Origin of the sequence: Rhizobium leguminosarum (assembly GCF_004123835.1) — a bacterium.
Classification (GTDB): Bacteria; Pseudomonadota; Alphaproteobacteria; order Rhizobiales; family Rhizobiaceae; genus Rhizobium; species Rhizobium leguminosarum_M.
Map to the genome: position 1 here is coordinate 1,545,867 of NZ_MZMU01000003.1, position 13,150 is coordinate 1,559,016.

At 60.4% G+C, this 13,150-nt stretch carries 15 protein-coding genes and 3 tRNA genes; 16 read left to right on the forward strand and 2 right to left on the reverse strand.

Features of this window, described 5'->3' with window-relative positions; all coding sequences use genetic code 11:
• Position 1: 1 nt before the first annotated feature.
• The gene (locus B5P46_RS11490; protein WP_129418743.1) at positions 2-400 is read right to left on the reverse strand and encodes a hypothetical protein; all 399 of its coding nucleotides are present in this window, start codon (positions 398-400) and stop codon (positions 2-4) included.
• Between the two features lie 101 nt (positions 401-501).
• Positions 502-577, reverse strand: a tRNA-Val gene (locus tag B5P46_RS11495).
• A 404-nt stretch (positions 578-981) separates the two neighbouring features.
• Here B5P46_RS11495 and B5P46_RS11500 point away from each other — a divergent pair.
• The 16 genes from B5P46_RS11500 to nuoK all read left to right on the forward strand — a co-directional run bounded on the left by B5P46_RS11500 (position 982) and on the right by nuoK (position 13,148).
• Positions 982-1,058 (forward strand) — tRNA-Asp (locus B5P46_RS11500).
• 84 nt (positions 1,059-1,142) lie between these two features.
• Positions 1,143-1,219: transfer RNA gene (locus tag B5P46_RS11505), tRNA-Asp, on the forward strand.
• A 246-nt stretch (positions 1,220-1,465) separates the two neighbouring features.
• Positions 1,466-1,831 carry an NADH-quinone oxidoreductase subunit A gene (locus tag B5P46_RS11510; RefSeq protein ID WP_010055493.1) on the forward strand — a complete coding sequence of 122 codons (366 nt, stop codon included), beginning with the start codon at positions 1,466-1,468 and terminating at the stop codon, positions 1,829-1,831.
• Complete coding sequence (locus tag B5P46_RS11515) at positions 1,822-2,406, forward strand: NuoB/complex I 20 kDa subunit family protein (RefSeq protein ID WP_064245931.1); 585 nt, start codon at positions 1,822-1,824, stop codon at positions 2,404-2,406. Before B5P46_RS11510 ends, B5P46_RS11515 begins: the two co-directional genes overlap by 10 nt.
• Before the next feature lie 18 nt (positions 2,407-2,424).
• Positions 2,425-3,027, forward strand: a complete 603-nt coding sequence (locus B5P46_RS11520) for an NADH-quinone oxidoreductase subunit C (RefSeq protein WP_129418744.1) — start codon at positions 2,425-2,427, stop codon at positions 3,025-3,027.
• Positions 3,028-3,113: 86 nt separating this feature from the next.
• Entirely contained in the window at positions 3,114-3,437 is a 324-nt protein-coding gene (locus B5P46_RS11525; protein ID WP_281022782.1) for a four helix bundle protein, read from the forward strand.
• Between the two features lie 62 nt (positions 3,438-3,499).
• A complete protein-coding gene (locus tag B5P46_RS11530) occupies positions 3,500-4,690 on the forward strand; it encodes an NADH-quinone oxidoreductase subunit D (protein ID WP_129418745.1) in 1,191 nt (396 codons plus the stop codon).
• Positions 4,690-4,962, forward strand: a complete 273-nt coding sequence (locus B5P46_RS11535; RefSeq protein WP_129418746.1) for a hypothetical protein — start codon at positions 4,690-4,692, stop codon at positions 4,960-4,962. The genes B5P46_RS11530 and B5P46_RS11535 overlap by 1 nt, the downstream gene beginning before the upstream one ends.
• 16 nt (positions 4,963-4,978) lie before the next feature.
• Positions 4,979-6,145, forward strand: coding sequence for an NADH-quinone oxidoreductase subunit E (locus B5P46_RS11540; RefSeq protein WP_129418747.1), 1,167 nt, complete (start codon positions 4,979-4,981; stop codon positions 6,143-6,145).
• Positions 6,146-6,155: 10 nt separating this feature from the next.
• Entirely contained in the window at positions 6,156-7,460 is a 1,305-nt protein-coding gene (nuoF, locus tag B5P46_RS11545; protein WP_129418748.1) for an NADH-quinone oxidoreductase subunit NuoF, read from the forward strand.
• 2 nt (positions 7,461-7,462) lie between these two features.
• Positions 7,463-8,164: a 5' DNA nuclease gene (locus B5P46_RS11550; RefSeq protein ID WP_129418749.1), complete on the forward strand. Its 702-nt coding sequence runs from the start codon at positions 7,463-7,465 to the stop codon at positions 8,162-8,164.
• 223 nt (positions 8,165-8,387) lie between these two features.
• Complete coding sequence (nuoG, locus tag B5P46_RS11555) at positions 8,388-10,469, forward strand: NADH-quinone oxidoreductase subunit NuoG (protein WP_129418750.1); 2,082 nt, start codon at positions 8,388-8,390, stop codon at positions 10,467-10,469.
• A gap of 12 nt (positions 10,470-10,481) precedes the next feature.
• On the forward strand, positions 10,482-11,525 hold the full coding sequence (gene nuoH / locus B5P46_RS11560) for an NADH-quinone oxidoreductase subunit NuoH (protein WP_003547383.1): 1,044 nt from the start codon (positions 10,482-10,484) through the stop codon (positions 11,523-11,525).
• 40 nt (positions 11,526-11,565) lie between these two features.
• The gene (gene nuoI / locus B5P46_RS11565; protein ID WP_003547385.1) at positions 11,566-12,057 is read left to right on the forward strand and encodes an NADH-quinone oxidoreductase subunit NuoI; all 492 of its coding nucleotides are present in this window, start codon (positions 11,566-11,568) and stop codon (positions 12,055-12,057) included.
• Between the two features lie 144 nt (positions 12,058-12,201).
• Positions 12,202-12,816 carry an NADH-quinone oxidoreductase subunit J gene (locus B5P46_RS11570; RefSeq protein WP_003547387.1) on the forward strand — a complete coding sequence of 205 codons (615 nt, stop codon included), beginning with the start codon at positions 12,202-12,204 and terminating at the stop codon, positions 12,814-12,816.
• Between the two features lie 23 nt (positions 12,817-12,839).
• Positions 12,840-13,148: an NADH-quinone oxidoreductase subunit NuoK gene (gene nuoK / locus B5P46_RS11575; RefSeq protein WP_003547388.1), complete on the forward strand. Its 309-nt coding sequence runs from the start codon at positions 12,840-12,842 to the stop codon at positions 13,146-13,148.
• The last annotated feature ends 2 nt before the right edge of the window (positions 13,149-13,150 follow it).

A 13,150-nucleotide genomic window follows, 5' to 3' on the forward strand; every position in this document is an offset into this window, starting at 1 on the left:
GTCACATCTGCGTCAGAGAAAATGAGAAGGCGCATCGGGCGCCGCTCATAAATGAAACGCGATTTTGGAAAAACGAAAACGTATATTCATCGCCAGTTTGACCGCGGTCTTTAAAGGACGCCGGAAATCGGTTGATTGTGCTGAAGACGCCGCGCTGGCTGGTTTTCTTGATTTCCAGGCTGCAGGCTGAATTGTCGGCATCGACCGAAAAATTAATCGGCAGATCGGACGGCATTCTCAGGAGATAGGTGCTGGCTTCACGCGCTGGGGTTTCTCCCGAGGTCGTCATGGTCTGATCCGCGGCAGACAGGAAAACCTCTTGCGCTGGCTCTCTGGCAATGCACGGCGGCGCAGCCACGCTGGCGAGAAGCAGCGTAGAGATGATGGCAACGGTTTTCATGAGGTGTCTCCTGACAAAACACCTTGCGCAGATCGTGACCGGATTAGCGAGCTAATTCGGGACCCTAACTCTGATGAACAAGTTGCGAGAAAGTTTGGTAATGGTGGGCGATGACGGACTCGAACCGCCGACATCCTCGGTGTAAACGAGGCGCTCTACCAACTGAGCTAATCGCCCATCGCAAACGAAGCCGGATCGGCCTGCCGCGTTGGTGGCCGTGATCTATGCGGATCGCGGCAAAACCGCAAGAGTGTTTGTGAAGATTTTTTGATTTTTTTGGTGGTGGTCCCGTGTCTTGCAGTGCCGCTTAGGCTCGGCTCGGCTGTGGAAAAGTGAGGCGAGGGCGGCGAGCATGCCCGTTTCGAAGGCGCTGCGTTTGCGCCTGAGCATCGCTGCGGAAGACGGAAGTGCCGGCTTTTGTTCGTCCGGCGCCCAAGCCGCCGAAACAATTCACGAACTGTCATGGTTTTGTCTCCAAACCTGCTTGACACTAAAAGGCGAACCCCGTAGTTAGCCGCTCATCGAAACGGGCAGCCGTTTTGGAGAGGGTGCGAAGGCATCCGGACTGCTTGAAATGAATTGCGGGTGTAGCTCAGTTGGTTAGAGTGCCGGCCTGTCACGCCGGAGGTCGCGGGTTCGAGCCCCGTCACTCGCGCCATTTCAAGTTTTGTAAAACGCAAATGCGATTTGTCGTTTGTCCGGTTCTCTTCATCCTCGCGGCCGCAAAGTGGCCGATCAATGCGCGGGTGTAGCTCAGTCGGTTAGAGTGCCGGCCTGTCACGCCGGAGGTCGCGGGTTCGAGCCCCGTCACTCGCGCCATTTCTTCCGAAAGCCATGCAGTTTCCGATGGTCAGGCATGCAGGTTCAAACGGCTTGCACGGATTTGTCGCGACATCGTTGCATCTGCTTGATAATGTCCGCGCGACACGCGTCGAATTGCCTCTGTAAAAGTCTTGCGCCGGGGCTTCGGCTGCGCTAACCACGGCTTGTTGCAACGCACGTTCGCTTGCCGGGCATTTGCCCAAATGCGCCCCCTGGCGTCTCCGGCAAGCAGGGATGAACATGATGACTGAACTGCTCAGTTCTTATATTCCGATCGCTATCTTCATTGCTATTGCGCTCGTTATCGGCCTGGCGCTGCTCATTGCGCCGTTCGCCGTGGCTTTCAAAGCGCCTGATTCGGAAAAGCTCTCGGCTTACGAATGCGGCTTCAACGCTTTCGACGACGCCCGCATGAAGTTCGACATCCGCTTCTATCTCGTGTCGATTCTCTTCATCATCTTCGACCTCGAAGTCGCCTTCCTCTTTCCCTGGGCCGTGTCTTTCGGCGCCATCGGCTGGTTCGGCTTCTGGTCCATGATGGTCTTCCTTCTCGTGCTGACCATCGGCTTTATCTATGAATGGAAGAAGGGAGCCCTGGAATGGGAGTAGCCCCTGTGAGCAATCAGCCGCTCGTCGCAGAGCAGCCGAAGGGGATCATCGATCCCTCGACCGGCAAGCCGATCGGCAGCAACGACCCATTTTTCGGTGAGATCAACAACGAGCTTGCCGACAAGGGTTTTCTCGTCACCTCGACCGACGAGCTGATCAATTGGGCCCGTACCGGCTCGCTGATGTGGATGACCTTCGGTCTTGCCTGTTGCGCCGTCGAAATGATGCAGCTGTCCATGCCGCGTTACGACGTCGAGCGCTTCGGTTTTGCGCCGCGCGCTTCGCCGCGCCAGTCCGACGTGATGATCGTCGCCGGCACGCTGACCAACAAGATGGCGCCGGCGCTGCGCAAGGTCTACGACCAGATGCCCGAGCCGCGTTATGTCATCTCGATGGGCTCCTGCGCCAACGGCGGCGGCTATTATCACTATTCCTATTCGGTGGTGCGCGGTTGCGACCGCATCGTGCCGATCGACATCTACGTGCCGGGCTGTCCTCCCACGGCAGAGGCGCTGCTTTACGGCGTGCTTCTGCTGCAGAAGAAGATCCGGCGTACCGGCACGATCGAACGCTAAGGGTTAAGGACAAGGCATATGAGTGAAGCCCTGACTGAGCTTGCGTCCTACCTTGGCGAAGCGCGCGGCAATCTGATCGCCGCATCGCAGATGAAGTATGGCGAGCTGACGCTGACGACGACGGGTGAAAACGTGGTCGCGCTTCTGACCTTCCTGCGCGACGACGCCAAATGCGGTTTCATCAATCTGATCGATATTTGCGGCGTCGACTGGCCGCAGCGCGAGCTGCGTTTCGACGTCGTCTACCACCTGCTGTCGCCGAAGAAGAACCTGCGCATCCGCGTCAAGGTCGCGACCGACGAGGATACGCCGGTTCCGTCGGCCTGCCCCGTCTATCCGGGCGCCGACTGGTTCGAGCGCGAGACCTGGGACATGTACGGCGTGCTCTTCACCGGCCATCCGGACCTGCGCCGCATCCTGACCGACTACGGCTTCGAAGGCCATCCGCTGCGCAAGGATTTCCCGACCACCGGTTTCGTCGAGGTTCGCTACGACGACGCGGCAAAGCGAGTCGTCTACGAGCCGGTCGAGCTGAAGCAGGAATTCCGCAACTTCGACTTTATGTCGCCCTGGGAGGGGACTGAATATGTTCTCCCCGGTGATGAAAAGGCGAAGCAGTGAGTAGTGAGTAGCGGGCAGATATCTGGGTAACGAACGGGAAAATCACTTCCTACCGTGACTTGAAAGTCTGACAATTTGCTATCGAGCTGTCTGTTGTTTGTTATGAGGTGACGAGAACCTTCCCGCGGGAAGAGATTTATGGGTTGACCAGCCAGATTAGACGATCTTCTGCTTCCGTGGCCGCGAATATCGCGGAGGGATATGGAAGAGAAAATCGAGGTTCGTTCGCCCAATTTCTCAAGATCGCTCAGGGCTCGTTGAAAGAATTGGAGACGCATTTGATCATCGCCGGACGAATTGGCTTTCTTCAAGCCTCGGCGTTGGACGAATTGCTCGACCGATGCGACGAAATTGGAAAGATGCTGGGATCGCTTATTCGAAGCGTTCAGCACCGGAAAGCTGATGAATAGTGAACGGTTGAAAACTAATCACTACTCACTAGCCACTACTCACTCTAAGCGAGCTCATCGCCATGACAGAACATAACGTCCGCAACTTCAACATCAACTTCGGACCGCAGCATCCGGCGGCGCATGGCGTTCTTCGTCTTGTCCTGGAGCTTGACGGCGAAATTGTGGAGCGTGTCGATCCGCATATCGGCCTTTTGCATCGCGGCACCGAGAAGCTGATCGAGACAAAGACCTATCTTCAGGCCGTGCCCTATTTCGATCGTCTCGACTACGTCGCGCCGATGAACCAGGAACATGCCTTTGCGATGGCCGTCGAAAAGCTGCTCGGCATCGAGATCCCGATTCGCGGCCAGCTGATCCGCGTTCTCTATTCGGAAATCGGCCGCATCCTCTCGCACCTTCTGAACGTCACGACGCAGGCCATGGACGTCGGCGCGCTGACGCCGCCGCTCTGGGGCTTCGAAGAGCGTGAAAAGCTGATGGTGTTCTACGAGCGCGCCAGCGGCTCACGCATGCACGCCGCCTATTTCCGTCCGGGTGGCGTCCATCAGGATCTGCCGGAACAGCTCGTGCAGGATATCGGCGCCTGGTGCGACCCGTTCCTGAAGGCGCTCGACGACATCGACAGCCTGTTGACCGGCAACCGCATCTTCAAGCAGCGCAACGTCGATATCGGCGTGGTCTCGCTGGAGGAATGCTGGGCCTGGGGCTTCTCCGGCGTCATGGTGCGCGGTTCGGGTGCGGCCTGGGATCTGCGTCGCGCCCAGCCCTATGAATGTTATTCCGATCTCGAATTCGACATCCCGATCGGCAAGAATGGCGACAACTACGACCGCTATCTGATCCGCATGATAGAGATGCGAGAATCGGTCCGCATCATGAAGCAATGCGTCAACCGCCTGCTCTCGGATGCCAAGACCGGTCCCTTCTCGTCGATCGACGGCAAGGTCGTGCCGCCGAAGCGTGGCGAGATGAAGCGCTCGATGGAAGCGCTAATCCACCACTTCAAGCTCTATACCGAAGGCTACCACGTGCCGGCCGGCGAGGTTTATACCGCCGTCGAGGCGCCGAAGGGCGAGTTCGGCGTCTATCTGGTCTCCGACGGCAGCAACAAGCCCTACCGCTGCAAGATCCGCGCCCCGGGTTACGCCCATTTGCAGGCGATGGACTTCATGTGCCGCGGCCACCAGCTTGCCGACGTCGCGGCCGTTCTCGGCTCGCTCGACATCGTCTTCGGCGAGGTGGATCGCTGATGCAGCTTCTGCCGCTGGCCGTCGCAATCCTTCTTTCGGCATCCGGGGTTTCGGCTCAGGAGTCCGATAGCCTCGGCACGCCGCTGGGCCATAAGGAAGATACGCCGCCGGCGCAGCAATCGTCCATGGGCGAGCTTTTGTCCAAGGGCTATCAGATCAAGGCTGCCATTCCGAACGGCAGCAAATTCGTAGTGTTTATGCAAAAAGACCAGTCGGCCTATGCCTGCGAAATGCAGTCTTTGACCGCTTCGCGGTGTGGAACCCTAAACTGACAAGGCGTGAGGAAGAATGTCCGTTCGTCGATTAGCCGAAGATCAATTCCAGCCTGCCGCATTCGCCTTCAGCGATGAGAATGCGGTCTGGGCGGACAAGACGATCCAGAAATACCCCGCCGGCCGCCAGCAATCGGCGGTCATCCCGCTGTTGATGCGGGCGCAGGAGCAGGACGGCTGGGTCACGCGCGCGGCGATCGAAAAGATCGCCGACATGCTGGACATGGCCTATATCCGCGTGCTCGAGGTCGCGACCTTCTATACGCAGTTCCAGCTGCATCCTGTGGGAACGCGTGCCCATGTGCAGGTCTGCGGCACGACGCCCTGCATGCTACGCGGCTCGGAAGCGCTGATGTCGGTCTGCAAGAGCAAGATCCATGCTCATGCCTTCGAGCGCAATGCCGAAGGCACGTTGTCCTGGGAAGAGGTCGAATGTCTCGGGGCCTGCGTCAATGCGCCGATGGTGATGATCGGCAAGGACACCTATGAGGACCTGACGCCCGAGCGTCTCGAAGAGATCATCGATGTCTTTGCCGCCGGCAACGGCGCCAGCATCAAGCCCGGCACCCAGATCGACCGGGTGTTTTCGGCGCCTGAAGGCGGCCCGACCTCGCTGACGACCGAAGAGCCGAAGGCAAGGACGCGCGCCAAGAAAGCCGATGCCGAAACCGTGTCGGCTTCGGTCGACGCCGCTCCGGTTCCGCCTTCCGAGGCCGCCCGCCCGAAGAGCACCGATGCCGAGACCAATCCTGCCCTGAAGTCGCCGGCAACGGCGCCGAAGGCGGCTGCGAAAAACGCCAAGGCTGCCGAGCAGCAGCCGATATCAGGCACTGCGGCTGCCGAACCGGCGCCGAAGACTGCCGTCAAGGCCGAAGCCGCTCCGACGGTAAAGCCTGCGCTGATCGACAAGAACCGTCCGGCCGGCATCGAAAAGCCCGCCGCCCCGGACGATCTGAAGATGATCTCGGGTGTCGGCCCGAAGATCGAGGCGACGTTGAACGAAATCGGCATCTTCACCTTCGCGCAAGTCGCAGGCTGGAAGAAGGCCGAACGCGAATGGGTCGACGGCTATCTGAATTTCCGCGGCCGCATCGAGCGCGATGACTGGGTCAAGCAGGCCAAGGCGCTCGCCAAGGGCGGGGAAGCGGAATATATCAAGGTCTTCGGCAAGAAGCCGCGGTAAGAGGTGAAGCATGTTACAAGATAAAGACCGCATCTTTACCAACATCTACGGCCTCAAGGACAAATCCCTGAAGGGCGCGATGAGCCGCGGCCACTGGGACGGCACCAAGCAGATCCTCGAAAAGGGCCGCGACTGGATCATCAACGAGATGAAGGCGTCAGGCCTTCGCGGTCGCGGCGGCGCCGGTTTCCCCACGGGCCTCAAATGGTCCTTCATGCCGAAGGAAAGCGACGGCCGCCCACATTACCTCGTCGTCAACGCCGATGAATCGGAGCCCGGCACCTGCAAGGACCGCGACATCATGCGCCACGATCCGCATACGCTGATCGAAGGCTGCGTCATCGCGAGCTTCGCGATGGGCGCCAATGCGGCCTACATCTACGTGCGCGGCGAATATATCCGCGAGCGTGAGGCGCTGCAGGCGGCGATCGACGAGTGCTATGACTATGGCCTGCTCGGCAAGAACAACAAGCTCGGCTGGGACATGGACATCTTCGTCCATCACGGCGCCGGCGCCTATATCTGCGGCGAGGAAACCGCACTGCTCGAAAGCCTCGAAGGCAAGAAGGGCCAGCCGCGTCTGAAGCCGCCGTTTCCTGCCAATATGGGCCTCTACGGCTGCCCGACGACGGTCAACAACGTCGAATCGATCGCTGTCGCGCCGACAATCCTGCGCCGCGGCGCCGGCTGGTTCTCGGCTATCGGCCGTGCCAACAATGTCGGCACCAAGCTGTTCATGCTCTCCGGCCACGTCAACAAGCCGTGCACCGTCGAAGAGGAAATGGGCATCACCTTCCGCGAACTGGTCGATCGCCATGCCGGCGGCATCCGCGGTGGCTGGGACAACCTGCTTGCCGTCATTCCAGGCGGAGCATCTTGCCCGATCGTTCCGGCCAAGGACATCATCGATTGCCCGATGGATTTCGACGGCCTGCGCGGCGTCGGCTCTTCCTTCGGCACGGCCGCCGCGATCGTCATGGACAAGTCCACCGACGTCATCAAGGCGATCGCCCGCATCTCCGCCTTCTTCAAGCATGAGAGCTGCGGCCAGTGCACGCCCTGCCGCGAAGGCACGGGCTGGATGTGGCGGGTGATGGAGCGCATGGCCAAGGGCAATGCCCAGAAGCGCGAAATCGACATGCTGTTCCAGGTAACCAAGCAGATCGAAGGTCATACCATCTGTGCGCTCGGCGATGCCGCCGCATGGCCGGTGCAGGGTCTGATCCGTAACTTCCGTCCGGAGATCGAAAAGCGCATCGACCAGTATACGGCGAGCGCGCTTGATCACGGTGCGGTTCTGGAGGCGGCTGAATAATCATGGCGGACAATGCATCCAAGGTTGGGAAAAAGGAAGAAGCCGCCGATTTCGCGGCGGGTTTCGGCCGTCTTGCCGCCGAGATGCTGAAAAATGCACGCGCGATGCCGGTACATCCGCTGATGGCGCATCCCGCTGCAGCCTTTGCTGCAGCAACGGCGATCGGCTTCGGTTTCTCGACCCAGATGGCGGGCGCCTTCTTCGGCGCCTTCCAGAGCGCCCTGGAAACGACCGGCAAGGTCGCGGCCGCCCTCGATGACACGCCGCCGGACGAACTGAAGCCCGATGTCGATATTCGGCCGGAGAATATTCGCCCGGATGTCAGGGCTTTCACCAAGCCGCCGGCCGAGAAGAAGGCAAGGCCGACACTGACTGTTGTCAAGCCGGTCAGCGAGCCGATCCCAGCCAGCCAAGCGAAGCCAGCCAGCCAAACGAAGGCTAGCCAACCGAAGTCGGCCGTGAAGGCAAAACCGGTTGCCCGGGCGAGAAAGGCCGACGATCTGAAGCTGATCGCCGGTATCGGCCCGAAGCTGGAGCAGGTGCTGAACGCCAAGGGCATTCGCAACTTCGCCGAGATTGCCGCCTGGACCGATGAGGAAATCGCCCGGTTCGACACAGAGCTCGGCTTCAACGGCCGCATCGGGCGTGACGACTGGACCGGTCAGGCGAAAGTTCTGGCAGGGCGGAGCCGCAGGAAGAAATGAACTGTCCGGCCGTGCAATCGGCCGGAAGGATGGGCAGATCGGCGGACGGGCGGGGACCTCAAGCTGCCGATGCCGGTGCGGGTTCCGGGTCTGGAACGCGCGACAGAGAATTTGGGCGACATCAGATGTCGGCAGGACGAAAGATCCGGCTTGGCAATGAGAGTGCTGCAAAAATAGGTTTGTTTGCCGTCATCAGGCAAACGGGAAACAGGACTGAGCGACGATGGCAAAACTGAAGATTGACGGCAACGAGATCGAAGTTCCGGATCATTACACGCTATTGCAGGCGTGCGAGGATGCCGGTGCCGAGGTTCCGCGCTTCTGCTTCCATGAGCGCCTGTCGGTTGCCGGCAATTGCCGCATGTGCCTTGTCGAGGTGAAGGGCGGCCCGCCGAAGCCGCAGGCTTCCTGCGCCATGAGCGTGCGCGATATCCGCGGCGGCCCGAACGGCGAACTGCCTGAGGTCTTCACCAACACCCCGATGGTCAAGAAGGCCCGCGAAGGTGTGATGGAATTCCTGCTGATCAACCATCCGCTCGATTGCCCGATCTGCGACCAGGGCGGCGAATGCGACCTGCAGGACCAGGCGATGGCCTTCGGCATCGACACCTCGCGCTATCAGGAAGACAAGCGCGCCGTCGAGGACAAGTATATCGGCCCGCTCGTCAAGACGGTGATGAACCGCTGCATCCACTGCACGCGCTGCGTCCGCTTCACCACCGAGGTCGCCGGAATTTCCGAACTCGGCCTGATCGGCCGCGGCGAGGATGCCGAGATCACCACCTATCTCGAGCAGGCGATGACCTCCGAGCTGCAGGGCAACGTCGTTGACCTTTGCCCGGTCGGCGCGCTCACCTCCAAGCCCTTCGCCTTCACCGCGCGCCCGTGGGAATTGAACAAGACTGAATCGATCGACGTCATGGACGCCGTCGGTTCGGCGATCCGCGTCGACACCCGTGGCCGCGAAGTCATGCGCATCCTGCCGCGCGTCAATGAGACGATCAATGAGGAGTGGATCTCCGACAAGAGCCGCTTCATCTGGGACGGCTTGAAGACCCAGCGCCTCGACCGGCCCTATGTCCGCCGCGACGGCCGCCTGCAGCCCGCCACTTGGGCCGAAGCCTTTGGCGCCATCAAGGCCGCCGTCGGCGCAACCTCGGGCGACAAAATCGGCGCGATAGCAGGCGACCTCGCTTCCGTCGAGGAAATGTATGCGCTCTCCGAACTGGTGAAATCGCTGGGGTCGGTCAATCTCGACTGTCGCCAGGATGGAGCGGCACTCGATCCGTCGCTCGGCCGCGCAAGCTACCTCTTCAACCCGACCATATCGGGCATCGACCAGGCCGATGCGCTGCTGATCATCGGCGCCAATCCGCGCTTTGAGGCCGCTATCCTCAATGCTCGCATCCGCAAGCGCTGGCGCCGCGGCAAGTTCCCGATCGGCGTGATCGGCGAGCCGGGCGAACTGCGCTACAGCTATGATTACCTCGGTGGCGGTCCCGACACGCTGAAGGATCTGGTCGACGGCACCCATGCCTTCGCCGACGTGCTGAAGAATGCCTCCAAGCCGATGATCATCATCGGCCAGGGCGCGCTGTCGCGCACTGATGGCGCCGGCGTTCTCGCCAGTGCTGCCAAGCTTGCCGGCTCGGTCGGCGCTGTCGCCGAAGGCTGGAACGGCTTTGCCGTCCTCCACACCGCGGCCTCACGCGTCGGCGGCCTCGATCTCGGCTTCGTGCCGGGCGCCAAGGGCGTCAATGCCGCCGAGATGCTGAGCGCGATGGACGTGCTCTTCCTGCTCGGCGCCGACGAACTCGACTTTGCCGCCAAGAAGGCCAAGCTCACCGTCTATATCGGCTCGCATGGCGATAACGGCGCGCACCATGCCGACGTCATCCTGCCGGCCGCAGCCTATACCGAAAAGTCCGGCACCTGGGTCAACACCGAAGGCCGCGTCCAGATGGGCAACCGCGCAGGTTTTGCGCCGGGTGACGCCCGCGAGGACTGGGCGATCATCCGTGCCCTTTCCGACGTGCTCGGCAAGAAGCTTCCCTTCGATTCGCTCAGCGAATTGCGCGTCCGGCTCTATGCCGCTTTCCCGCATTTCGCCGCCATCGACGAGATCGCCGAAACCGATAGCGCCCAAATTGCCGCAGTTGCGAAAAAAGCCGGCAAGATGAACAAATCCGGGTTTGCGTCGCCGGTGAAAGACTTCTATTTGACGAACCCGATAGCGCGTGCCTCGGCTGTCATGGCGGAGTGCTCGGCATTGGCCCGCAACAACTTCAAAGTCGCGGCAGAGTAAGGGCAGGGGACTATGGATTCTTTCTTTTCGACCTATGTCTGGCCGGCGATCATCATGATCGGTCAGTCGCTGCTGCTTCTCGTCTGCCTGCTCGTCTTCATCGCCTACGTGTTGCTCGCCGACCGCAAGATCTGGGCGGCCGTGCAGCTGCGCCGCGGCCCGAACGTCGTCGGTCCCTTCGGCCTGTTCCAGTCCTTCGCCGATCTTTTGAAGTTCGTCTTCAAGGAGCCGATCATTCCAGCCGGCGCCAACAAGGCGGTATTCCTGCTTGCCCCGCTGGTGACGGTGCTTCTGGCGCTGTCCACTTGGGCGGTGGTGCCGCTGGCCGACGGATGGGTGATCGCCAACATCAATGTCGGCATCCTCTATATTTTCGCGATCTCCTCGCTCGAGGTTTACGGCATCATCATGGGCGGCTGGGCTTCGAACTCGAAGTATCCGTTCCTCGGCGCGCTGCGCTCGGCGGCACAGATGGTGTCCTATGAAGTCTCGATCGGCTTTGTCATCGTCACCGTGCTTCTCTGCGTCGGCTCGCTGAACCTGACCGATATCGTCAATGCGCAGCATACCGGCCTCGGCACCATGCTCGGCCTGCCGGCGTCGTTCCTCGACTGGCACTGGCTGTCGCTGTTCCCGATGTTCATCATCTTCTTCATTTCGGCACTCGCCGAGACGAACCGTCCGCCCTTCGACCTTCCTGAAGCCGAATCGGAACTCGTCGCCGGCTTCATGGTCGAATACGGCTCCTCGCCATACATGATGTTCATGCTCGGCGAATATGCGGCCGTCTGCCTGATGTGCGCGCTGACGACGATCCTCTTCCTCGGCGGCTGGCTGCCCCCGGTCGATATCTGGATCCTCAACTGGGTCCCAGGCATCATCTGGTTCACGCTGAAGGCCTGCTTCGTGTTCTTCATGTTCGCGATGGTCAAGGCCTTCGTTCCGCGCTACCGCTACGATCAGCTCATGCGCCTCGGCTGGAAGGTCTTCCTGCCGCTGTCGCTCGCCATGGTCGTCATCGTTGCATTCGTGCTGAAACTGATGGGTTGGGCATGATGGTGCCCACTCTCGTTTTCGGCAAAATTGGAGGTTGAAGATGGCAAGCTTGTCCGGCTCCATCAGCTCGCTGTTTCTCAAGGAATTCGTCGGCGCGTTCTTTCTGTCGATGCGCTATTTCTTCCGCCAGAAGGCGACGATCAACTATCCCTTCGAAAAGGGTCCGGTCTCCCCGCGTTTCCGCGGCGAGCATGCGTTGCGCCGTTATCCGAACGGCGAGGAACGCTGCATCGCCTGCAAGCTCTGCGAGGCGATCTGTCCTGCCCAGGCGATCACCATCGAGGCCGGTCCGCGCCGCAATGACGGCACGCGCCGTACGGTGCGCTACGACATCGACATGGTGAAGTGCATCTATTGCGGCTTCTGCCAGGAAGCCTGCCCGGTCGACGCGATCGTCGAAGGCCCGAATTTCGAATTTGCGACGGAAACCCGCGAAGAGCTCTATTTCGACAAGGCGCGGCTTCTGGATAACGGAGACCGGTGGGAGCGCGAAATCGCCCGCAACATCGCGATCGACTCGCCGTACCGCTGATTGAGATTTTGAAATGCCGCGATGGAGCGCAGTTGCTCCTGTTGCGGTTAATATGCACAGGAGCTTTTCCGGTTAACGCCAGGGAGAGCTTCATCGGGCAGGGAAACTCCCGGCTGCCCGGGGGAAGATGAAAAAGGCACCAACATGGGTCTGCAGGCTCTATTTTTCTATCTTTTCGCCTTTGTCGCGGTGGCGTCGGCGTTCATGGTCATCTGGGCGAAGAACCCGGTTCACTCGGTTCTCTTCCTGATCCTGGTGTTCTTCAATGCGGCCGGCCTCTTCCTGCTGCTCGGTGCCGAATTCCTGGCGATGATCCTGCTTGTCGTCTATGTCGGCGCCGTCGCCGTCCTCTTCCTGTTCGTGGTGATGATGCTCGATATCGACTTCACCGAACTGAGGGCCGGCGTTCTCGAATATGCGCCGATCGGCGGGCTGATCGGGGTGATCCTCGCAGCCGAACTGATCGTCGTCATCGGCGGCAGCGTCATCTCGCCTGAGATCGCCAAATCAGTCGCCATGCCGATCCCGGCGCTGAGCGAGCGCACCAATACCGCTGCCCTCGGCGACGTGCTCTACACCAACTACGTCTATTTCTTCCAGATCGCCGGTCTGGTGCTCCTGGTCGCCATGATCGGCGCGATCGTGCTGACGTTGCGGCACCGCACCAACATCAAGCGGCAGAATATTCCCAGGCAGGTTGCCCGCACGCCCGCCACTGCCGTCGAGGTGGTTTCGGTCAAGCCCGGGCAGGGCGTCTAAAGGCAGGTCAAGGAACAAAGAACATGGTCATCGGACTTTCCCACTACCTGACGGTCAGCGCCATCCTCTTCACGCTTGGCGTCTTCGGAATCTTCCTGAACCGGAAGAACGTCATCGTCATCCTGATGTCGATCGAGCTGATCCTGCTTGCCGTCAACATCAACATGGTCGCCTTCTCCTCCTTCCTGAACGACATCGTCGGCCAGGTCTTCGCGCTGTTCATCCTGACGGTCGCGGCTGCCGAAGCGGCGATCGGTCTTGCAATTCTCGTTGTCTTCTACCGCAACCGCGGCTCGATCGCGGTCGAAGACGTCAATATGATGAAGGGCTGAGT